Below are 21,459 nucleotides of genomic sequence, written 5' to 3'. Positions count from 1 at the left end.
TATGAATTCTTAATTCCATACCATAAAAATTTTAATTTCAAAGTGTAGTGACATACAATGAATGTAGATAACAATTGAAGGCTTATGTAGTAGTCAGTTTCTACTGTTTATTTGAAACAGTAAAAAAAAACGATTGACACAATGGGGGGGAATGGCGTATTTTTTCGTTGTATTCACATATTGTATACAATGTGGGTGTGCTATCTTACCTGTTGTAAAGGTGAGGGGATTAATCGCTTAAATGTCTGTGTATTCCTCTCTGCCGATTCAGAACGTTCTTTTGTTAACATAGTAATAGTGTCAGTGAATCTGTTTCAATTTTCTGTCCATTATCTGGATATCCATTAACAATCGGGTGATTGAAATGATTAACACGCTTATCTCTAATATCCTTCCTTTTATGCCTGAGAAACTTGTTTGGCTTTTTTCGAAAGATTATATAGCTGGTGAGACCATTGAGCAGGCTATTGTAAATGCTCTACAACTCAATAGTGATGGTATGATGACCACCATAGATGTCCTTGGTGAATGTATTTCAACTCTTGAAGAAGCTGATGCAAACAAAAAGGAATATCTTGAGGTTATAGCAAAATCTGAAGCTGCAGGGGTGAATGGTAATTATTCATTAAAACCGACATTTTTTGGATTACTCATCGACCCTGAAGTCGCTTACAATCATATTCGGGAAGTTGTTGCAAAAGCGGCGTCGTATAGAAATTTCGTAAGAATTGACATGGAAGATTCACCATGTACTGATTTGTCAATTGATTTGCTACGCAGAATCAAGGAGGAATTTCCTGAAAATATAGGTCTTGTTTTTCAGGCGTATTTAAAGAGGACACACAACGACCTTCACAACCTTTCCGACCTGAATAGCAAGGAGATACCTCTGAATTTCAGGATCTGTAAGGGTATCTATAATGAATCCCCGGAAATAGCCTATAAACAATATGAAAACATCAATAAACATTTCCTCGAAGATGTCGAATATATGTTTCAGCAGAAAATGTATCCAGCTATTGCAACCCATGATAAAAATGTCGTGAATGGCACTCTTGAGCTAGTCAAAAAATATAAAGTATCTAAAAATATGTATGAATTTCAAATGCTCTATGGTGTGACGCCAGCTTTACGTAAATCTCTTGTTGATGACGGTCACAGGATGAGGGTTTATGTACCTTTCGGTAAACAATGGTTCGGTTACTGCACTAGACGTTTGAAAGAAAATCCAAAGATGGCAGGTGTTATAATTAAAGCAATTTTCAAGAAAAGTTAAGGATACCAATGCTAAGGCTGAGATTTTCATCTAGCTTGGTGATCTGTGTACGCGATACAATTCTAACTTTACAAATTTCTATATGAGGTGATCGTGATGAACCTGTTGAACAATGCGATTTTAAGAACTCCCAAACCGGTTAATGAACCGATATACAGTTACGAACCGGGAAGTAATGAGAGAAAGTTGCTTAAAGAAGCACTGGAGGAAATGTCAGAAATACTTCTCGATATTCCGCTGGTTATTGGTGGCGAAGAGATCCGTACAGGAAATACTGCGAACGTTGTAGTGCCGCATGACCATCAGAAGGTTTTAGCGTCCTATCATAAAGCTGGAGAAGCTGAAGTTCGAAAAGCAATCGATGCTGCTGTTAATGCTCAATCTGTCTGGCAGTCAATGAGATGGGAAGAGCGGTGTGCAATTTTTCTTAAAGCTGCAGATCTGCTTGCTACTAAATATCGTTATCAGATAAACGCAGGTGCGATGCTCTGTGGTGGAAAGACTGCCTTTCAGGCAGAGATTGATGCGGCATGCGAGCTCATTGATTTCCTAAGGTTTAATGTGAAGTATGCCGAACAGATCTATCAAACCCAGCCAGAATCATCTCCAGGTGTCTGGAATTTTGTTCAACACAGACCACTAGAAGGTTTTGTCTTTGCTGTTACCCCATTTAATTTCACTGCAATTGCTGGAAATCTTGCAACTGCACCTGCAATAATGGGGAATACTGTAGTCTGGAAGCCTGCATCCTCCCTTGTATATACTCCGTATCTCATCATGCGAATCCTTGAAGAGGCCGGATTGCCGCCAGGAGTTATCAACTTTGTTCCAGGGTCAGGACGTGATGTAGGTGATATCTGTCTTGCTGATTCACATTTGGCAGGTGTCCATTTTACAGGTTCAACACCGGTATTCCAAAAAATGTGGAAGACCATTGGTAATAACATTGCCAAATACAAATCCTATCCTCGCCTGGTAGGTGAAACTGGCGGAAAAGATTTTATTTTTGCTCATTCTTCAACTGACGTGAAAGAAGTCGTTACTGCGATGGTAAGAGGTGCTTTTGAATATCAGGGGCAAAAATGTTCAGCAGCAAGTCGAGCGTATATACCGAAAAGCCTCTGGCCTGCAGTAGAGGAATGTCTCAAGTCTGAAATGAGTAAGATCACGATGGGCCCGACTACTGACTTCAGGAATTTTGTTGGGGCGGTTATTGACAAAGCTGCATTTGAATCGATCACCTCATATATTACCTTTGCAAAAGAAAATGAAGGTGGTGATGTCCTGATAGGTGGAAATTTTGATGACAGCACAGGCTATTTCATTGAACCAACAGTTATTCTTGCTTCTGATCCACACTTTAAAACAATGGTTGAAGAGATATTTGGACCTGTATTGACAGTTTACGTGTACGATGATGCGGATTATGAAAAAACACTCGATGTATGTGACAGTTCTTCAATGTATGGACTGACAGGGGCGATATTCTCAAGAGATCGACTGGCTACAAGTGTGGCTTTACGAAAACTTGAGCATGCTGCTGGTAATTTTTATATCAATGATAAGCCCACCGGAGCAGTCGTTGGGCAGCAGCCGTTTGGTGGCGGTCGGGCCTCCGGTACCAATGATAAAGCAGGAGCTGCAACAAACCTTCTTCGCTGGGTTTCTCCAAGAACTGTCAAAGAAACTTTTGTTCCGGCAACAGAATTCGGTTATCCCTTCATGGAAGAGGAATAATTTACTTTCAGGATCAAGGGTAGTAAATCTCTCTTTGTCGGTTTGCAAGTTGAGTTTTGCTGCCCTCGAAGGTTATGTAGGTTTTCAAACAGTTGCACGATTCCAGGCTGTTTTGAAAAAAATACAGCAAAAAGTAGAGGAATATAATAATTGTAGGTCTCGTATGACGTTGTCAAGAGAAGCCTGCAGCGGAGGAAGAATATAGAGTTTACCAATTATTAACATATTGCCTGCAGGCAAAAACCACACTCAATTTGGAGGAGAGCATGTTGAGAAAGAAATCATTGTTCGTGTCATTGCTGAGTTTTTCCCTTATCGCTGGATCTGCATTTGCAGATGATACCTTAAAGGTAGGAGTTCAAGCACCTATCACCGGTAGCTATGCCAATGAAGGCCAGGGTATTGATAATGCAACTCGTTTGATGGCAGAACAGATAAATGCCAAAGGCGGAGTTATGGGCAAACAGATCGAAGTTGTCACTTGTGACGACGAAGGTACTGCCATGAAAGCCGCAATTTGTGCCAAAGATCTCGTCAATAAAGGCGTAAAAATGGTCATTGGTTCTTACACATCCACCTGCGCTGAAGCTGCACAGGCCACATATTTCAGAGCTGGTGTTCTGCAAACCAGTGATGGTACAAGTGATACTCTGACAGAGCATGGTTACTGGACATTTTTCAGAAATTCCTTCCCAAATAGTGCAGAAGCACTTTTTGCTGCTGACTATATCGTAAATGTAAAAAAGTATGAGCGAATTGCTATACTTTCCGATTTCTCCAGCTATGCTGATGGACTTGCGACCGCCGTAGAGGGTGCAGTTAAGGACGCCGGTGGGAACATTGTGGCCAGAGAAAAAGTAAAAGCAGGTGCTCAAAACTTTACTCCTGTTCTTACTCAGATGAAGTCAAAAAAACCTGATGTGATTTTTTACGCAGGTTACTACTCGGATGGCGGCTTGATTCGTTCACAGCAGAAAGCTCTTGGTATTAAAGCTGATTTTATTGGTGGTGATGCTAACGACAATCCAGACTTCATGAAGCTTGCAGGCTCTGCAGCAGAAGGAGCTTACCTGATTAATGTTCCTACTCCTGAGTTGCTTCCGTATGACCTTGCCAAAGATTTTCTTAAATCTTATCAAGAGAAATACAACATGATGCCACCTTCCATCTGGACGCTTCTTAATGTTGATGGAATGCGCGCAATCATTCATGCAATGGAGACAAACAACGACTTTGATACCAAGAAAGCCGCAGATTATCTTCATACCTTAAAAGATTACCCGGGAATCACCGGACCCATTTCTTTCGCTCCTGACGGAAACAGAGTAGGCAGTGGTTACATGGCCTACGAGATCCAGAAAGACGGCAGCTATAAAATAGTCTACAACCAGTAATTTTGTAGTCTGTTTATGATATCGAGATCAGGGTAGATCTGTTCTGCTTTCTGCCCTGATCTCTGTCTCTTTTTTTTTTCAGGAAGATATGGATATTTTTTTACAACAACTCGTAAATGGGTTGACCATAGGATCAATGTTTGCCCTGATCGCACTCGGGTACACAATGGTTTATGGGGTCATGAAACTCATTAACTTTGCCCATGGCGATCTCGTGGCAGCATCCGCCTTTGTCGGCCTATTCATTTTTACCGAATTGTTTGGAGAGGGTGGTTCCATTTTTCGGGCTGTGACCGTATTCCTGCTCACTGCAGTTGTAATTGCTGCCTGTGGAGTGCTGTTAGAACGTGTAGCCTATCGTCCACTTCGAACTGCCCCGAGGTTATCTGCAGTTGTCTCTGCACTTGGTGCATCAATGGTGATCCAGAATGGTATAATGCTGCTCTGGGGTCCTCAGATGAAGATCTTTCCTGACCTTATACCTCAGATATACTGGGATATTGGCGGCGTGGTGATTAGCCTTATTCAGGTTCTTATCATGGTACTTTCTCTTGTACTTATGATTACACTCTATGTCTTTATCGAGAAAACCAAGATTGGTACTGCTATCCGGGCAAGCTCTATCGATCAGGATGCGGCACGGTTAATGGGAATCAACGTTAACAATATTATCGTAACAATCTTTGTTATCGGTACCTCACTGGGTGCGGTTGGTGGCCTGTTTATCGGTCTCTATTACAAGGGGATTACCTTCAACATGGGGTGGCAGTATGGCCTCTATGCCTTTGTTGCGGCAATCATTGGCGGGATTGGAAATATTCCCGGAGCGATGCTCGGAGGTATTTTACTTGGACTATTTAATGCATTTATTGCCGGATATGTCTCAAGTACATGGTCTGATGCATTTACATTTATACTCCTGATTGTGATTCTGATTGTACGACCTACCGGAATTCTCGGAGAAAGGGTGGCGGAAAAAGTATGATGAAAAAATTAGAACGTTTGGGTTATCCCCTATTTTTTCTTGTTATGCTGAGCCTGCCTGCACTCCTCGACTCACGCTGGCTTGCAGTTGCGACAACGTTTGTTGTGTTTACAATAGTTGCGCTCAGCATGGATATTGTTCTTGGGAAAGCTGGTATGTTTAACATGGGCCAAGCCTTGTTCTTTGGTCTTGGTGCCTATACCAGTGCAATCCTTAATGCTAAATTCGGTTGGCCGTTGTTGGCAACGGTCCCTCTCGCAATCATTGTCCCTGCTATCTTAGGTATTATCCTTGCCGGTCCTATAGTGCATCTGCGGGGAGATTATCTTCTTGTTACCTCCATTGGATTCAATATAGTTTTTATTCAGGTATTACAGAATAATCTCGGCGGAGTGACTGGGGGGCCTAATGGTATTTTCGGACTTGATGTAATCAATCTTCCCGGCTTCACTTCAAATCCAAGTGCAGGTGGCTTTTATACTGCACTTATAGCCCTTTTGATCACATTTCTTGTGATGCATAATCTTGCGAAAAGTAAAGCTGGCCGAGCGCTGCATTACCTTCGCGAGGATGAACTCGCTGCGGGATCCATCGGCGTTAACGTTCGGGCTTACAAAATATTTGCTTTTGCTCTTGGGGCTGGTATTGCAGGAATGGCAGGCACCGTGTTTGCTAATCAGTATTCGGCTGTGAGTCCTGAGGCGTTTGATTTTCTGCAGTCTGTACTGTTTTTCAGTATCGTCATTGTTGGTGGGTCATCAGTGCCGGGTATTCTCCTTGGTGTTTTCGTTATGTTTGTCTTGCCTGAGATCTTTCGTGATTTTGCTACCTGGCGATATTTTATCTTTGGTTTTGCAATGATCTTCACAATGATTTTGAGACCACGTGGTATCTGGCCGGCGAAATTTGGAAAAATCCCGAAAGAACTGATTAAGGGAGGAAGTGATGGCCGGTAATGAACTCGTATTAACAAATGTAACAAAACGATTCGGTGGGTTGGTAGCTGTAGATGACCTGAGTTTTAAGGTTACGGAAGGGCAGATTTACGGAATAATCGGCCCTAACGGAGCGGGGAAGACCACTGTTTTTAATTGTATTACAGGTATACATCCTTGTGAGGAAGGGTCTATTCGCTGGCGTGATGAAGAGATACGACTTCTTCCACCTCATGAAGTTGCTAAAAGAGGAGTTGTCCGCACATTTCAGACTATTCGTTTATTCGGCCAGATGAGTGTTGCCGAAAACGTAATGAGTGGTCGGCATATCAAGAGCAGTCAGGGGTTCTGGCACGGAATCTGCCATACTCCCTGGTCGAGGAGGGATGAAAAGGAGAATTGGGCAAAAGTTGCTGAGTTGCTCGACTTTTTTGATCTCTCTGAATATATGGTCAATCCGGTTGGAGCGCTTTCCTATGGAATCCAACGCAGGGTTGAAATGGCTAGAGCCATGGCTACTGAACCATCATTGCTTATTCTTGATGAACCTGCTGCGGGCCTTAATGATAATGAAACACTTGCATTGATCGAGACAATTTACAAGATCCGGGAAAAGGGTGTCACGATATTACTTATCGAGCACGATATGGATCTGGTAATGGAGGTGACCGAATATCTGACGGTTATCAATTTCGGTCGTAAAATTGCCGAAGGCACACCTGCTCAGATTCAGTCAGATCCAGCGGTAATTGAAGCATATCTCGGGAGTGATGATGACGACTTCTAATGATGTATTATTTTCGATCTCTAACCTGGAAGTCTCCTACGGTTCTATTGCTGCAATCAAGGGAATATCGCTTGAGGTAAAGAAAGGGGAGATAGTCACCATTCTTGGTTCCAACGGTGCTGGTAAGACTACAACCATGCGAACGATCAGTCAGCTACTGAAAGCCAAAAGTGGCTCTATCGTATTTGATGGAACCGAGTTGACTGAGCTCCCTGCCCACAAGGTTGTCTCGCTTGGAATTAGTCAGTCACCTGAAGGGCGAAGAGTGTTTGGTATTCTTACTGTTGAAGAAAACCTGATGCTGGGAGCTTATACGCGTAGCAAAATGGATCCGGAAATCCTTGCCTGGGTATACGATTTATTCCCAAGACTTCAAGAGCGCAAAACTCAGTTGGCTGGAACATTGTCAGGTGGTGAACAACAGATGCTGGCCATAGGCAGGGCTCTTATGTGCAAACCATCCATGTTGCTGCTTGATGAGCCGAGCCTTGGCATAGCGCCAATTCTTGTCAAAGCAATATTTGCGCAGATCAGAAAGATTGCTGCAAGCGGTGTGACAGTCCTCCTGGTAGAGCAAAATGCACGTGCTGCACTTAAACTTGCAGATCGTGGATACGTTCTTGAAGTTGGCACAATTGTCTATTCTGGAACATCTGAAGAATTATTGGCTTCGCCAAAAATTCAGGAGGCGTATCTCGGTAAAAAGCGACATTGAAAGAGAACCTGTTTCCCAATCGTTATTAACCTGCCTCAAGACCGCCAAAACGGCTCTGTTTGTGGCAGGTTTTTTGTTCCTTTGGCGACCTTTTACATGCATCTGTAAGCAGCAGATATTCGATTATTGTTTTCAATTATTATAATCTGAAAAAACTATGAAAAAGCAGCGCAAAGCGTATCTGTACGCTTTATCGACTATAGCTTTGTGGTCAACTGTGGCCAGCGCATGTAAACTTTCGTTAGAGTATTTACGACCTGCTGAATTAGTTTTCTACAGCGCGCTTACTTCCACTATTGTACTGGGAGGTATTGTCTGCTGGAAAAGGAAAATTCACCTGGTTAAAGAATTAACGATTGCCGATTGGATTCTATCGTGCAAACTTGGCTTTCTTAATCCATTTCTCTATTACCTTGTTCTTTTTAAAGCATATGATTTGTTGCCTGCTCAACAGGCACAACCCCTGAACTATACCTGGGCGGTTACGCTCTCCCTGCTTTCTGTTCCACTACTGAAGCAAAAGCTTGGAAAGCAGCAACTGATTGCGATTCTGATATGTTATTTTGGGGTGTTGGTGATCTCGACGAATGGTAATCCGTTATCATTACATTTCGATAATCCCGCAGGCGTTCTGTTGGCTCTGCTTTCTACACTCTTCTGGTCTCTGTATTGGATAGCTAATACACGTGACTCCCGTGATCCGGTTGTCGGTTTATTTATGAATTTTTTGTGTGCAACACCTTGTGTCGCCATATATGTGTTGATGTTTGAGCAGGTGCATATACCAGATATCAGAGGTGTAGCCGGAGCAGTCTATCTTGGTTTTTTTGAAATGGGAGTCGCTTTTCTACTATGGCTTACCGCGATGAAATTAACAGAGAGTGCTGCAAAAATAGCGAATCTTATATTCTTATCACCGTTTTTATCTCTGGTATTCATCTATTTTCTGGTGGGTGAGGAAATCATGCCGTCCACCTTGGCAGGTCTGCTCTTTATTGTTGCAGGATTGATAGTGCAGGGAAGAGGGGCAAAGCGGGTCGAAGTTTAAAAGAAAACCGCAATACCTATACAAGGAATTGCGGTTTAGTGATCTTGCGGTCTGCAACTGTGTTTTTGGGACTTATTTCTGATCAGATTTAAGAACAGCTAGAAATGCAGTTTGTGGAATATCAACATTTCCTACAGTTTTCATCCTCTTCTTACCTGCTTTCTGTTTCTCAAGTAGTTTGCGTTTACGGGAGATATCACCACCGTAACATTTCGCTGTTACATCTTTTCTGAGGGCTGAAATGGTGGTACGGGCAATGACATTACCACCTATGGCAGCTTGAATAGCAATCTTAAACATCTGACGGGGGATCTCTTCCTTTAGCATCTCACAGGCGTGTAAACCTCGTGCTCTGGCATTTTTGCTGTGCACAAGCTGAGAGAGTGCATCCACACGTTCGCCGTTTACAAGAATGTCGAGTTTAACGAGATCTGAAGCTCTATAGTCGAGTATTTCATAATCGAAAGATCCATACCCTTGGGTAATAGATTTAAGGCGATCATAAAAATCATAAATGACTTCAGCAAGAGGAACTTCGCAGGTGAATTCTATTCGTCCTGGAGTTGGGTAGTGATAATTAGTGTTCTCAGCACGTCTTTCTATACAAAGCGTCATTACTGCTCCCATATACTTTTCAGGCATGAGAATGGTTGCTTTGATGTATGGCTCTTCAGTGCGCTCTATGTTAGCCGGATCTGGGTAATAGGCCGGGTTATCAACATCTTTAGAGGAGCCATCTTTTAAGAAACATGTATATCGTACAGAAGGTACAGTTAGAATGAGGGAAACGTCAAACTCACGTTCAAGCCGTTCCTGAACCACTTCGAGATGAAGTAACCCCAGAAAGCCGCAACGGAAACCAAAACCCAGAGCTGCTGAAGAGTCTTTTACAAAGGTAAGAGCAGCATCGTTTAATTGCAGTTTTTCAAGGGCGGTTGCGAGGTCTTCGTAATCATCTGTTGAGATTGGATAGATAGATGAGAAAACAACCTGCTGAACTTCTTTAAACCCAGGAAGTGCAGAAGCAGCTGGTCTGTCCCTATGAGTAATGGTGTCACCAGGTTTGGCGTCCTGAATCGATTTAATCCCTGCTATGATATATCCGACCATTCCAGCAGTGAGTTGTTTTTCTTCTCTTCGGATTACCCTGTATGTACCGACTTCTTCTACGCGATATTCTATGTCGTTTGACATGAATCGTATAGTGTCGCCACTTTTCAAGGTTCCGTTAATGATTCGTACAGAAATTATAGTGCCCCTGAACGGATCGTAGTTGGCGTCGAAAATAAGTGCTTGAAGTTCTGCCTTTGGATCCCCTTCAGGAGGTGGCAGATGTGTTACGATAGCTTCAAGAATCTCCTGAACACCTTTACCGCTTTTAGCAGAACAGTATTGGATCATCTCTCCATCGAGGCCGAGATCTTCCTCGATTTGCATAGCGACCTTTTCCGGTTCTGCTGAAGGAAGATCTATTTTGTTTATAACAGGAATGATTTCGAGCTCATTCTCCATCGCAAGATAGAGATTTGCCAGGGTCTGGGCTTCGACCCCCTGTGCAGCATCTACGATAAGTAAAGCACCTTCGCATGAGGTAAGTGCACGTGACACCTCATAGCTGAAATCCACATGGCCAGGGGTGTCGACTAAATTCAGGGAATAATCCTGCCCGTCAGATGCTCTAAAAGGGAGACAGACGGTTTGGCTTTTGATGGTGATGCCTCTTTCCCGCTCGATATCCATGCTGTCTAACAGCTGATTTTTGAAGTCTCTGTCTGAAATTAGGTCGCATATTTGTATCATGCGGTCGGCAAGCGTGGATTTGCCATGGTCTATATGAGCAATGATGCTAAAGTTTCTGATATTTTTCATCGTGTGCAGTTGGTAAAATTCCAGTCAAAAGAGTATACTTAAGAACGAGTGTCCTTGGAAATCGGTTGTTTCTAGCATAAAAGGGTAAATATTAAAATATAATTCTATATATAATACACACAAGGCTAGTCTGGAACGATAGTAGCACATTTTCACCAAGCATACAGCGTTTAGCATATAAATATTGCACTTTCACCCTAGGAAGGTAAGATTGTAATCTTTTTTGGGAATCATCGCACCACAACAGTCAGGAGACTGATCGATATGAGTAAAAGTTCCGCAGATTTAGAAGTAGAAATAGAAGTTGACCCCAATGATGTGTTTAATGGGAATCAGCTTGTCTCCATTTCCGACGATGAGAACCTTCCCGCTTTAAGTAACCCGGCATTACATAGATATCTGCAGGAGATAAGCCAGTACGAGCTGCTTTCCCGTGAAGAAACTGATGAGCTTGCAATTCGGTTTCGTGAGCAAGGTGATCAGGAAGCCGCGTATCGACTTGTCTCTGCCAACCTTAGACTTGTAGTTAAGGTTGCAATGGATTTCCAGAAATACTGGATGCAGAATTTTATGGATCTCATTCAGGAAGGAAACGTCGGTCTTGTTCAGGCTACCAAAAAATTTGATCCCTATAGAGGGGTAAAGTTTTCCTATTATGCCGCCTACTGGATTAGAGCTTACGTGTTGAAGTTTATCATGGACAACTGGCGGTTGGTTAAGATTGGTACAACACAGGCTCAACGAAAATTGTTCTTTAGTTTAAATAAAGAGAAAAAACTCCTTGAAGCTCAAGGGTTTGCGGCTGAACCTAAACTTCTCGCCGAACGTTTGAATGTCAAAGAGCGCGAAGTTATAGAGATGAGCCAAAGGATGGACAACTGGGATGTGTCACTTGAGAGTCCTGTTCGTAGTGATTCTGATGATGAACAGAAAAACTTTATTCCCAGCAAAGGTCCAAATATCGAGTCCACAGTAGCAGGAAAAGAGATTCGCGTTAAACTTGCTGAGCTACTGGAAGTATTGAAAGATAAGTTAAACGACAAAGAGAAAATGATTCTTGAAAAGCGTTTACTTACCGACGAACCCATGACTCTGCAGAATATTGCTGATAAATTTGCAATTTCAAGAGAGCGGGTGAGGCAGATTGAAGTGAATCTGCTGAAAAAGATGAAAAAATATCTTGAAGCCGAGATGCCTGACATTATTGATTTCTTCGATGGCGAAAAAATCGTTATAAATTCAAAGGACTAATAGCTGTCAGGTTTTTACTTGATATCTGTAGTTAATTTTCAAAATTTACATTCAAAAGAGCCATGAAAGTACCTTTACTTGATTTGCAGGCACAGTTTGCCTGTCTTGAATCTGATCTGGTAGACGCTGTTAACCAGGTATTACGTTCAACGCGATATATTCACGGACCTGAGGTCGTTGGTTTAGAGCAGGAAATTGCAGCATACTCAGGAGCACAACACGGAATTGGTGTTTCAAGTGGTACTGATGCACTTCTGGTCGCCCTGATGGCTCTTGGAATTGGTGAGGGTGATGAAGTCCTGACTACACCGTACACATTTTTTGCAACCATGGGTGTTGTGCTCAGGCTTGGTGCTCGCCCGGTATTTGCCGATATTGACCCTGTAAGTTTTAATATCGATCCCGAAAAAATGCGGGAAGTGCTTGCGGCAGATACCTCAAAGAAAATAAAAGCGATTATTCCAGTGCACCTCTACGGTCAATGTGCTGACATGACTGCGATCATGGGTATTGCTGCAGAGTATGGACTGCCGGTAGTGGAAGATGCAGCGCAGGCTATTGGCGCCGAATATCCGGAAGTCGATGGAGACCAGGTCACTTGGAAGAGGGCTGGTTCTATGGGTGTTGCCGGGTGTTTTTCGTTTTTCCCGAGCAAAAACCTCGGTGGTATCGGTGATGGCGGTATGGTCATCACTCAGGATAAAGAGTTTGCTAATACGATCGAGCTTTTAAGAAACCACGGTGCATATCCTAAATACTATCATTCGATGATAGGAGGAAATTTCCGATTGGATGCATTGCAGGCCGCAGCTTTACGTGTAAAACTTCGACATCTGGATAAATGGCATAGGCAACGGACTGAGAACGCAGCATTGTATAATTCTATGTTTACAGACTCAGGGCTTATCGGTGGTGAAAAAATTGCTATTCCGACATCGGTGTATAAGCAATTTGAAGATGGTTCAAGAGGGATCAGTCATATTTACAATCAATATATCCTGCGGGTTAAGGATCGTGATGGTCTACGTGATTGGTTGCTTAAAAACGATATCGGTTGCGAAATTTATTATCCGGTTCCTCTTCATCTACAGGAATGCCTTGGAACTGATGCGAAAAAGTGGTCGATGCCTGAGGCAGAAAAGGCCGCCAATGAGACGATTGCTCTTCCAATATATCCTGAATTGACTGATGAGATGCAGACATATGTTGTAGAGACCATAAAAAAATACTATCTATAATCCAGCAGATTCAAACACAGGAATCGGCTGCAATAGCCGATTCCTGATACATCTATAAATCCTTTCTCTGCCTGAAAAGGCAAAGTCCATGGTATTAAAAAGGCTGGGTTTGAAAATTAACAGTCATGTTTTTCTCATTATTCTGGCTGTTGCACTGGCCTTGCCGCCCCATCTGTATTCCGCCATTACTCCTGACCGTGAAATAGTAACTGTAGATGCTCCGGATACTCCGTTATGGAAAAGTTACTGGGATGCCGGAAGAGATCTTGCACGTCAGGGTAATTACGTCGCAGCTGCCGAGTATTACAAAGAATTAGTTCTTAAAAAACCTCGGATTGAAGAGGCCAAATGGGAATATTGCAAAATACTTTTTACACTTGAAGAGTTTGACCTGGCTACGTCAATTCTTGAAAGCCTTATTGAAGGAAATCCGTATAGTCTTGAATATATTTCAATGGCGGGCCATGTGGCTCTTAGAACCAAAGAATATAGACGGGCTGTTAAATATCTTGGCCAAGTGTATTCGCGAGAACCGGGTGGAGATGAAGGGGTTCTTGCTCTCAAAGGTCTCGTAGATGGACTGCTGGGATTAGGTCGTGACGCACAGGCTTTTACTTTGCTTGAACAGCTAAGGCAACGTAAGCCTGATGATACGCGTGTTCTTGAGATGCTTGCTCATGTTGCTCAGAATTTAGGACAATTCAGAAAAGCAAGTGACTATTATTCGCTCTTATTAAACGATGCTGGGTTAGAGAAAGAGCAACTTCAGAAAGCTGCTGAGCTTTTCGTGCAAGCGGGTGAAAAAGAGAAAGCTTTGCCCGTTTGGAAACGCATCCTTGAAACAGACCCGGACAACATTACCTATCATTTGAAAGCATGTAATTATTTTCTGGATACTGGAAATTCACGCCTGGCACTTCCTCATATTTTATCAATTTTAAATAATGACAAGCATTTAAATCAAAACTTGTTGCTGACTGCTGCTAGGATTTATGTAAGAGATTTCGGTAGGGCTGATAAAGCGCTTAGATTTTATGAGCGGTATACTAAACTTGTTCCCAAAGATAAACAGGCAGCAAAAGAACTTGATATTATACGGGATACAATTGCAAATGATCTACTCGCAATAGTTGAAAATGATGGGGCGGAGATACTTTGGAACGATCTGCTCGAATTTACAGATAACCGGCTTTCAATATATAGGTTGATGGCCAAGAAATTAGAACATTCAGGCAAGACCAAAGCACTTACCAGCCTGCTTGAAGTAATTTATACTCATAGCAGGAATAAGGATGATGTTGCTTACAGGTTAGCAGAAATCTATTTTCGCACCGGCGATAGTTCTAAAGCGAATGTATATCTTAAAAACATTAAGGGAAATATGGCCGGGAGTGCTTCATATTATCTCTTGAAAGCCATGATTGAAGAGCAGGCTGGAGATGATATACGAGCTTTTTATTCTTCAATGGAGGCCTGGAAGAGTTCAAGAGAGTTGGGTACGCTATATACGAAGCTATTACGTCAAGCTGGAGACTTCGGTTTACTCAAGGAATTGATAGAGTTGGGCAGGCCTTTGACCGCTACCTCATTAGAAAAAAAATATCTCAATCTATATCTTTTATATATTGAAGGTCTTCGACTGAATGGGCAATATTCTGTTGCTGAATCTATTTACTCCAGAATGTTAAATACTGACTGGGCTGGTAAAGAAGGCCGAATAGAAATATTACTCCATAGAGCCATTACCCTGAAAATGATGGGTGCAAATTTTGAATCAGAAAAAATATTACGATCACTATTGATCTCTGATGGTGCTAATAAAGCTACAATTTTTCAACTTATCGAACATGCAATTGACTCAGGTGTAACTGAGGATGGATGGTCATTATTCAGATATTTTGGTAATGATCCTGCTGGTAAATCATGGCAGGAACAAACTGACCCTGCAAGTCAGGATCTCTTTGAAACCTACATTCACCTGTTGGAGTCTGAAGAAGAATATTCGGTTGCAGCTGATGAAGTGGAACTTTACATTAAACAGAAGCAGACAGCAATTAATAGCAAAGAACGTAATTCTCTGTTATCGCGGTTTGAGCAGGAATTGTGCAGGTTATATATCATAGAAGATGAATATGAACTTTGTTCGGATGTGCTTGTCAGATCAGAGAAAGCTGGTCGTAATATTACCAGTGCGGAGTTTATTCGTGCTATTGTTAAAGGGAAAGGTCGGGTCGACATAAGCAAGTATTTCCAGAACTCCTATAACAGAAAAGACGCTGTGTCCATTGCTCGCATCTATACCGATGCAGAAAATGCTGTAGAGCTGGGACAGGAAAGAGTAGCGCTGGAAATGTATAATAAAATTCTCGCTTCAACTGCTCAATCCCCGCGAGCGAGGATTGCCCAGGCTGAAAGGCTCAACAATCTTGGCCAAATAGATAGTGCTGCAGAGACTTATAAGCAATTGCATGCTGAATACCCGCAAGAAATCTTTTTTTACAAAAGGTATTTGCAATTGGAGTTTAAACAGGCAAACTATTCGCTCGTTATTGCCGAACTTACCGACAAAAAAATAGCTCAACTGCCCATTGAATTTAAATTATTAGAAACACGAACATATTGGGCAATGGGAGATTACGACAAGGCTTTGTCTCTCTATCGTGAACTCCTTAATCCTCCTGTTGTTTCCCTATTTAAACAGCGGCTATCAGAGAAAAAGTTAGATTTCAGGTGGCAGGAAGAAGATAAAAAAATCTTCTGGAAGTTATTTACCTATAAGCAACCAGATCAGCTGGATAAGTTGAATTCTATGACCGCTGACCATGGTTTTCTTTTCAATATCGAAACAGCTGTTGGTGAGATTGCTGCAGATTTGTATGACCGGTATCGTTGGGAAAAGCTTGTTAAGAGTGAATATATGGTTAGGAAGGCTGTGAAGCAGAACAAATACATAACTGCTGAGAAAAACTATAGACATAATTTACGTGAATATCAGTCTGCAGAAGGGTTGAAGGATCTTGCCAAAATATATGAAAGACTAGGTGATTATCGTAAGGAGGCTGAAGTATACAGCTACCTCGAAGCTCAAGGAGAAAAGTACCCTGAACTGGATGAGTCTATTGAGCGAAACAAAATCACCAGATCCCCTACGCTCGGGCTTGAGTATGTGTATTTGAGTAAAGAAGGCCGCGATGATTCTATAAATGTGGTTAAAACAGGTGTTGGACCGAGTTTCAGGTTCAATCCAGATATTACCAGTCAGATTGAATTTAACTACAATGAGTTGGAATACCAAAAAGCTTCAGGCGATGGTGAAATAGAGGGTCGTGTAATACATGGAAAATCTGTTTTTGAGATAAATAACAGGACAACAGTGGATTTAGGTCTTGGTTACCACTATCTTGACTCAGGGGGAAACGGGACACTTCTTTCTGATATGAAGGTCCAGTATCAACTCGATGATCTGTTGTCTGGGTACGTTCGCTATCAGCAGGATGTTGTAGATGATACTCTGGAATCTCTTGAAAGTGATCTGTACAGTCAGGAAATCACTGGGGGCTTATTAATAGAAGGCTCATCAGGTTTTAACCTGGGTGGTGAATATCGAAAGCGTTGGTATAATGATGATAACAGTCAGGATAGAATTTATCTGTGGACAACCTATTCAATATTCAGTGAATTTACTACTGTCGAACTGAAGTACAGCTATGAACTAGTAAACAGCGGTTTGGATTCAATGCAAATTGATACGCTTGATGCTTCTGAGTCTACTGGTGATGCTGTTGAAATAGCTGTTCCAGTAACTCTTGATTACTGGAGCCCCGATGACTACTGGCAGCACCTGGTGTCTGTTAGATTTCATCATTTGCTCAAGCAGTTAGATGTTTTCGAGAAGGCTCCAAGTTATTATTCGCTAGGTTTTTCTGTTGGATATGAGATGGATGAAACATTTATTTACTCTGGTAACTTTGATATTTTCCTTGAAATGAGCAGCAATTTCCTATTAAAAGGAGAGTTGCTATATTCGACAAGCGATGATTATAGAGAGCACAGTGCAGGTCTTTCCCTTATGTATCGTTGGTAATTTTACAATTTAGGTAATTGTTCACCATAAACATTTATAGTTAGTTTCAATCCTGAAACTCAGTATTCTGTTCAAGATCGAGGCGCGACTCAGATTTTAACCGCAAGCATATTGCTGATATTCTGAGGATAAAAATCAGGGCCACAACGCTGATATTGGGCAGAAGGGTAGTTTAGGATAGGAACTCGTTAACACGCCTGTTTGTATACATCTGGAGCATTCCTGATACGATTCAGCTCCTGAGTGAGGCAAGGTCGGGCTGGTGACTGAATAATTACTAATTAAGAAAACACAGTTTTCCTGTCCAGGGAGGAAGTAAAGATACCTGGCAGGATTTTTTTTTTATGGAGGCAGTAATGGTTGAGCGAATTCCAATGTCTAAGGCTGGAAATCAAAGATTGCGCGAAGAATTAAACAAGCTTGAAAAGATTGATCGGTTTGAAGTAGTAAAAGCAATTGAGGTTGCACGCGAACATGGCGATCTCAAAGAAAACGCCGAATACCATGCAGCGAAAGAACGACAGGGACATATTGAAGGACGAATTCTTGAACTAAAAGACAAATTATCCCGTGCGGAAGTAATTGACTGCTCAAAAGTATCCATTGAAAGAGCCGTTTTTGGCACGGTTTTAACGCTGCTGGATCTTGATACGGATGAAGAAGTACGTTACCAGTTGCTGGGACCTGAAGAATCAGACGTAAAGAAAGGTTCAATTTCGGTTCTCTCTCCCCTTGGTCGATCTATGCTAGGTAAAGAAGTTGGCGATGAGGTGCTGGTAGTAACTCCTGGTGGAAATCGGGAATTTGAATTGATGGAGATCGGCAGGTCGGATTTTGCGTAATTTGTGGAGGTTCTGAGAAGAAATATCTCAACGAGTGTTGTCCGCAGTTAATCCAGAGAGAAAGATGAGTAGAACTTGGCTGGTGGTTTCATCAACGTCATAGTGAGTTTCCAGGGAAATGTTCCATATTCTGGAAATTTCATCAAGAGCACCGAAGAACGCGCGTTTGGCTAGATCTGGCTGAATATCCGGACGAAAGACACCAGCATCCTGGCCAGATCGGATAATATCTGCGACAATGTCGATATACTCTGTAAAGGTTTTATTGCGATAATCTTTGATCACTTTATTGGTCTGTCGCAATTCCACCTGAATGACTTCGGCCAGGTTCCTGTTTTTCTTCATCGTTCGGAGGTGTTTATCCGCAAAAATCTCTAGCATTTTTTGCGGATTGGTCTCTTTTTCGAGAGCTTTTTTCACCTGAATGACAAGTTTGCCAATTTCTTCTTCAAAAACAGATATGAGAATATCGTATTTGTTGTTGAAGTAGAGGTATATTGTACCGTCTGCAACCTTGGCTTCTTTGGCGATATCGGATATTCTTGCGGTGAAAAATCCTTTTTTGGCAAAAACTTTCGTGGCCGCCGTTATAATTCTTGAATGTTTGTTAACTGCTTTCATACCTAAAGGAAGCTCGGGTGGACGTTTTATCTCAGCCTGGCTTTTTATGAATGGCTATTCATTCATGTAATAGCTCGAACTGTGTTTGTCAACGTGCAAAATTGAAGTTTATCAACAACAAAGCTTTCGTTTATATACCTGTTTTTTTAAAAATTCCCATTAACATTATACACTAAATACTGGAGTTGCCGATATGAAAGTACTTGTCGTTGGTTCAGGTGGAAGAGAGCATGCTCTGGTCTGGAAAATTAACCAGAGCACCAAAGTTAAAAAAATATTCTGTGCACCCGGGAATGCGGGTATAGCAGGCATGGCCGAATGTGTAAATATTGATGCTACTGATATACATGCATTACTCGAATTCGCCTTAAAAGAAAAAATAGATCTTACTGTGGTCGGGCCTGAAGCATCGCTTGTTGTAGGTATTGTGGATCTTTTTGAAGAAAACAATCTTCGTGTATTTGGGCCGAGCAAAGCCGCCTCGATTCTTGAAGGCAGCAAAGTGTTCACCAAGGAATTTCTTGCTAAATACAACATCCCTACGGCAGAATTTGAAGTGTTTACCGAGAGTGGACCGGCTAAAGACTACATAGATAAGTGCGGGGCACCAATTGTTGTTAAGGCGGATGGGCTGGCAGCAGGTAAAGGGGTGATTGTAGCTGCTACCGAAGATGAAGCTAAAGAAGCTGTAGATTTGATAATGCAGGACAAGGCCTTCGGAACTGCAGGCAACACCATAGTTATAGAAGCATGTCTTAAGGGAGAGGAAGCGTCGTTTATTGCTTTTACTGATGGTAAAACTGTATTGCCTTTGCCAACGTCTCAGGACCATAAGGCTGCGTATGAAAATGACAAAGGACCGAACACTGGCGGTATGGGCGCATATTCTCCGGCTCCGGTAGTTACTGATGAGATCAGTGACTATGTCATGAAGAATGTAATGTTACCTACCGTTGAAGGCCTTGCCAAAGAGGGTAGGCCGTATAAAGGTATGTTGTATGCCGGCCTCATGATTGATGGAGACTCGATTCAGGTATTGGAGTTCAATTGTCGATTTGGTGATCCTGAGGCTCAACCTCTACTTATGCGACTTGAGTCGGATATTATAGATATCTTTGAGGCAGCAATTGACGGCAGACTTGATGAAATCGACATGAAGATTGACCCACGCCCAACAGTGTGTGTCGTGATGGCGTCTGGTGGATATCCCGGAAGCTATGAAAAAGGAATTGAAATGTCCGGTTTCGAACGGGCAGGTGAAGTTCCTGGTGTTGTTGTCTTTCATGCAGGTACTGACCTGAAGGATGGGAAGGTTGTAACAAATGGTGGAAGGGTTCTTGGTGTAACTGCTATTGGTGATAGCCTCAAATCTGCTATAGAGGCATCATATAAGGCTGTAGATTGTATCAATTGGACCGGTGCATATTTTAGAAGAGATATTGGAGCAAAAGCGATGAAGAGGTTTGAAGCAGATAAGAGTAAACCTGTCGTAGGTATATTGATGGGTAGTGATTCAGATTGGCCTGTAATGAAAGCTGCAGCTGACATGTTTACCCTTCTGGGTATTTCATATGAAATGACAGTAGCATCAGCGCACAGAACTCCTGAGCGAGCTACGACATATGCTAAGACTGCACAGGAAAGAGGTTTGAAGATCATCATTGCAGGGGCAGGCATGGCCGCTCATCTTGCAGGTGTAATTGCTTCGCACACTGATCTTCCTGTAATTGGTGTTCCTCTTGATGCTTCACCAATGCAGGGAATGGATGCTTTGCTCGCAACAGTTCAGATGCCTCCGGGTATACCTGTTGCTACTATGGGTATTGGTAAAGCTGGTGCTAAAAATGCAGCGGTATTTGCGGGTAAGATGCTTGCGTTAAATGACGAAAAGGTTGCAGCCAAACTTCTTGAGTTCAAGGAGAATATGATCAAGGAAGTTGAAGAAAAGGCGCGAAAACTTGAAGCATCATGCTAGTGTAAATAACAGCCAGACTGAGACAATCAGTCTGGCTGTTGACGCAATACGGTGTGGCGGTGTAGTTGCCATTCCTACTGAAACCTATTATGGCCTCGCAGTAGATCCCGAAAACGAGGAAGCTCTTCAACGTCTGTTTGCCCTGAAACAGCGTCCCGCGAACAAACCGATACTTATACTGATCTCAAAAGTTGAACAGCTGTTGCTCTATGCACAAGAGATCCCAAAGGTTTACGAGTCTCTTATCAACAGGTATTGGCCGGGGCCGCTAACGTTGATATTTGAGGCTAAACCACATGTCTCCTCACTTTTGACCGGTGGAACCGGGACCATTGGGATACGGCTTACACCGAATGAGTATGCACGTACACTTATTGATGAGTTTGGAAAACCGATAACTGCAACGAGTGCAAATATTTCAGCTTATGAACCGGCTCGAAATGTAAGAGACGTACGAAATGCTTTTGGTTCCGGTATTGATGGAGTGATAGACGGTGGTCCTTCAACAGAAGGGCCGGGATCTACAGTCATTAGTTTTTCGCGTGGCAAGCTTTGCGTGCTGAGGCGTGGACGTATAGCCATTCCTGGTATACCTGAATGTACAGATTTCTAATTAACGGCCGAAATTTACGTGAATATATGTGTTTTTTTGACGTAAAAACAGAGTCATGAATATCAATATGGTATTGAATTTGTTATTTG

Annotated in this window: 16 protein-coding genes; 14 read left to right on the top strand and 2 right to left on the bottom strand. The window is 42.3% G+C overall.

The window, feature by feature from the left end; all coding sequences use genetic code 11:
- The first annotated feature begins 364 nt into the window (after positions 1–364).
- The 8 genes from FCL46_RS11930 to FCL46_RS11895 all read left to right on the top strand — a co-directional run bounded on the left by FCL46_RS11930 (position 365) and on the right by FCL46_RS11895 (position 8,877).
- Positions 365–1,276, top strand: coding sequence for a proline dehydrogenase family protein (locus tag FCL46_RS11930; RefSeq protein ID WP_136808352.1), 912 nt, complete (start codon positions 365–367; stop codon positions 1,274–1,276).
- A gap of 96 nt (positions 1,277–1,372) precedes the next feature.
- A complete protein-coding gene (gene pruA / locus FCL46_RS11925) occupies positions 1,373–3,013 on the top strand; it encodes an L-glutamate gamma-semialdehyde dehydrogenase (RefSeq protein WP_136808351.1) in 1,641 nt (546 codons plus the stop codon).
- Between the two features lie 266 nt (positions 3,014–3,279).
- On the top strand, positions 3,280–4,407 hold the full coding sequence (locus FCL46_RS11920) for a branched-chain amino acid ABC transporter substrate-binding protein (RefSeq protein ID WP_136808350.1): 1,128 nt from the start codon (positions 3,280–3,282) through the stop codon (positions 4,405–4,407).
- A gap of 88 nt (positions 4,408–4,495) precedes the next feature.
- On the top strand, positions 4,496–5,392 hold the full coding sequence (locus FCL46_RS11915) for a branched-chain amino acid ABC transporter permease (protein ID WP_136808349.1): 897 nt from the start codon (positions 4,496–4,498) through the stop codon (positions 5,390–5,392).
- Complete coding sequence (locus FCL46_RS11910) at positions 5,389–6,348, top strand: branched-chain amino acid ABC transporter permease (RefSeq protein ID WP_136808348.1); 960 nt, start codon at positions 5,389–5,391, stop codon at positions 6,346–6,348. The genes FCL46_RS11915 and FCL46_RS11910 overlap by 4 nt, the downstream gene beginning before the upstream one ends.
- A complete protein-coding gene (locus FCL46_RS11905; protein ID WP_136808347.1) occupies positions 6,338–7,114 on the top strand; it encodes an ABC transporter ATP-binding protein in 777 nt (258 codons plus the stop codon). The genes FCL46_RS11910 and FCL46_RS11905 overlap by 11 nt, the downstream gene beginning before the upstream one ends.
- A complete protein-coding gene (locus tag FCL46_RS11900) occupies positions 7,098–7,829 on the top strand; it encodes an ABC transporter ATP-binding protein (RefSeq protein ID WP_228723383.1) in 732 nt (243 codons plus the stop codon). Before FCL46_RS11905 ends, FCL46_RS11900 begins: the two co-directional genes overlap by 17 nt.
- A 157-nt stretch (positions 7,830–7,986) precedes the next feature.
- Positions 7,987–8,877 (top strand): DMT family transporter, encoded by an 891-nt coding sequence (locus FCL46_RS11895; protein WP_136808346.1) that lies wholly within the window; start codon positions 7,987–7,989, stop codon positions 8,875–8,877.
- 72 nt (positions 8,878–8,949) lie between these two features.
- Here the strand turns inward: FCL46_RS11895 and lepA are convergent, their stop codons facing one another.
- The gene (gene lepA / locus FCL46_RS11890; RefSeq protein WP_136808345.1) at positions 8,950–10,746 is read right to left on the bottom strand and encodes a translation elongation factor 4; all 1,797 of its coding nucleotides are present in this window, start codon (positions 10,744–10,746) and stop codon (positions 8,950–8,952) included.
- Positions 10,747–11,010: 264 nt separating this feature from the next.
- On the opposite strand from lepA, the gene FCL46_RS11885 reads away from it, so the two are divergent.
- The 4 genes from FCL46_RS11885 to greA all read left to right on the top strand — a co-directional run bounded on the left by FCL46_RS11885 (position 11,011) and on the right by greA (position 18,161).
- Positions 11,011–11,997, top strand: coding sequence for a sigma-70 family RNA polymerase sigma factor (locus FCL46_RS11885; RefSeq protein ID WP_136808344.1), 987 nt, complete (start codon positions 11,011–11,013; stop codon positions 11,995–11,997).
- Between the two features lie 62 nt (positions 11,998–12,059).
- Positions 12,060–13,235, top strand: coding sequence for a DegT/DnrJ/EryC1/StrS family aminotransferase (locus FCL46_RS11880; protein ID WP_136808343.1), 1,176 nt, complete (start codon positions 12,060–12,062; stop codon positions 13,233–13,235).
- Positions 13,236–13,323: 88 nt separating this feature from the next.
- On the top strand, positions 13,324–17,319 hold the full coding sequence (locus tag FCL46_RS11875) for a tetratricopeptide repeat protein (protein WP_136808342.1): 3,996 nt from the start codon (positions 13,324–13,326) through the stop codon (positions 17,317–17,319).
- A 356-nt stretch (positions 17,320–17,675) separates the two neighbouring features.
- Positions 17,676–18,161, top strand: coding sequence for a transcription elongation factor GreA (gene greA / locus FCL46_RS11870; protein WP_136808341.1), 486 nt, complete (start codon positions 17,676–17,678; stop codon positions 18,159–18,161).
- 27 nt (positions 18,162–18,188) lie between these two features.
- On the opposite strand, the gene FCL46_RS11865 is transcribed toward greA, so the two are convergent.
- Positions 18,189–18,782 (bottom strand): TetR/AcrR family transcriptional regulator, encoded by a 594-nt coding sequence (locus FCL46_RS11865; RefSeq protein ID WP_136808340.1) that lies wholly within the window; start codon positions 18,780–18,782, stop codon positions 18,189–18,191.
- 193 nt (positions 18,783–18,975) lie between these two features.
- Here FCL46_RS11865 and purD point away from each other — a divergent pair, with 193 nt between their 5' ends.
- Positions 18,976–20,757, top strand: a complete 1,782-nt coding sequence (purD, locus tag FCL46_RS11860) for a phosphoribosylamine--glycine ligase (RefSeq protein WP_136808339.1) — start codon at positions 18,976–18,978, stop codon at positions 20,755–20,757.
- Positions 20,741–21,370, top strand: coding sequence for an L-threonylcarbamoyladenylate synthase (locus tag FCL46_RS11855; RefSeq protein WP_167505926.1), 630 nt, complete (start codon positions 20,741–20,743; stop codon positions 21,368–21,370). Before purD ends, FCL46_RS11855 begins: the two co-directional genes overlap by 17 nt.
- Positions 21,371–21,459: the final 89 nt, after the last annotated feature.

This window comes from Desulfosediminicola flagellatus, from assembly GCF_005116655.2.
GTDB lineage: Bacteria > Desulfobacterota > Desulfobulbia > Desulfobulbales > Desulfocapsaceae > Desulfopila > Desulfopila flagellata.
This window is presented reverse-complemented; position numbering and strand designations above follow the sequence as displayed.